Raw genomic sequence first — 1,681 nt, 5'->3', positions numbered from 1 at the left:
TTCAATTAATAGAGCTCGCTTTTTTAAAAATTTTTTTCTTAAGCAGCTTTGTATTTTATGATTTCTAAGTTCTTATTTTCTATTTTTGACGCTAATTTATTTAAGTTTAATGCTATTGATAAGAGACATATTTCACTTATTATATTTTCTTTTCCTCTATGGTGGAATCTGTTGTAGTTTAGTCCTGACTTTATTTTAGAAAAAGCTCCTTCAGCTTGGATTGATCTGTTTAATCTTTCTTCTATTCCTTGGGATGACCTTATGTTTTCTAAGGATTCTTTCCTATATTTTTGGAAGGTTTCTGCTATGTAGATTCCTTTTGTTTTTTGACCATCTTTGTTCCAATTGAAACATCTGTAGACTTTCGTTGTTGTTACATATCCACTTTTTCTTTTTCTGTATCTGTCATTGCTTCTTATGAATTCTTTACCTTCTTCTGATATGTATTTGTCTTGACTTTCATCGTAGATTAGACTTTCCCTAAATTCTTGTTCTTTTTTATATTTTCGTGTTTTGGATTGTTCGTAGTTTGATGGTTTTATGTATGATGTTAGCTCGTTTTCTGCTAGATATACATAGTTTTCTTCGCTTTCATACCCTGCATCTGCTACTATTTTGTCTAGTTTGTTTGGATAGTTTGCTTGTAGCTTTTTTAAGAATGGTTTTAGGGTGTACATGTCAGATGGATGATGGGATACATTTTCTCCTATGATGAAGCCTGAGGTACTTGCCAGTTGGATGTTGTAGGCTGGCTTTAATTGACCATTTTTCATGTGGTCTTCTTTCATTCTCATGAAGGTTGCATCATGGTCTGTTTTTGAGTAGGAGTTTCTGTAATTTCCCATTATTTCTAAATGCTCTTGATAAGTTTCTAGCTTGGTTTTCCAATCTTTTAATTGTTCATAGTCTCGTTGAAGTTGGTGTTTTCTTTTGCCTTGACCATACACAAAGTGTATTTTCTTTTCTATGCATTCTTTACTTACTTGATTAAATACTATCTTTACTACTTCTAATACTTGGGATGGACTTAAGTCTTTATTTAATTTAAAGTGCTTTATTATTTTTACTCTTAATTTTTCTTGCCATTTTTCTATGCTTCCTCGCCATACAAAGCTGTATCTGTTGGCATAAGCTTCTATCTTTGTTCCATCTATATAGATGCTTGATAGGTCTATTTGTTTTTCTTTTATTAGTATTTGGACCATTTGATTTAACAAGTTAGGTGCTAGTTCTACTATCCTTTGCCTAAATCTGTTAATGGTAGAATGGTCTGGTGGAGTTTGTTCATCTAGAAGGTATTTTATTCTTAGATCATATTTGCATGATTTTTCTATTTCCCTTGATGAAAATATTCCTTCTGAATAGCAGAAGATTATTATTTGAAGCATGGTTACTGGATTTACAGTTGGTTTTCTTCCAGATGATGAGTAGACTTTTTTTAGTTCTGTTAGATTTATCCTTTCAATTATATTTTTTACAAGCCTTAGTTTTATATCATCTTGGACGTATATTTCTGTATTTATGTTTAATTTTAATTGAATTGTATCATCAACTAGTGTAAAATTAGTTAATGATGATGTATTACTAAAGGTTTTCATAAATACATTGTATCAGAAAAAGACGAGGATGTTTAGTTTCCTCGTCTTTTTTCTATGTCAGGACTTTTGCAACAGCCCCTTTT

General features: G+C 30.9%; 1 protein-coding gene. It reads right to left on the bottom strand.

The features are described 5' to 3' along the window. Window positions 1-38: 38 nt before the first annotated feature. Window positions 39-1,598 (bottom strand): IS1182 family transposase, encoded by a 1,560-nt coding sequence (locus HMPREF0077_RS09865; protein ID WP_052588115.1) that lies wholly within the window; start codon window positions 1,596-1,598, stop codon window positions 39-41. Window positions 1,599-1,681 lie beyond the last annotated feature (83 nt).

Source organism: Anaerococcus tetradius ATCC 35098, assembly GCF_000159095.1.
In the GTDB taxonomy this organism is placed as follows: Bacteria; Bacillota; Clostridia; order Tissierellales; family Peptoniphilaceae; genus Anaerococcus; species Anaerococcus tetradius.
This window is presented reverse-complemented; position numbering and strand designations above follow the sequence as displayed.

Coding starts and splice junctions, on each gene's coding strand:
- HMPREF0077_RS09865 (WP_052588115.1), bottom strand. CDS start 1,598: ATGAAAACCTTTAGTAATACATCATCATTAACTAATTTTACACTAGTT.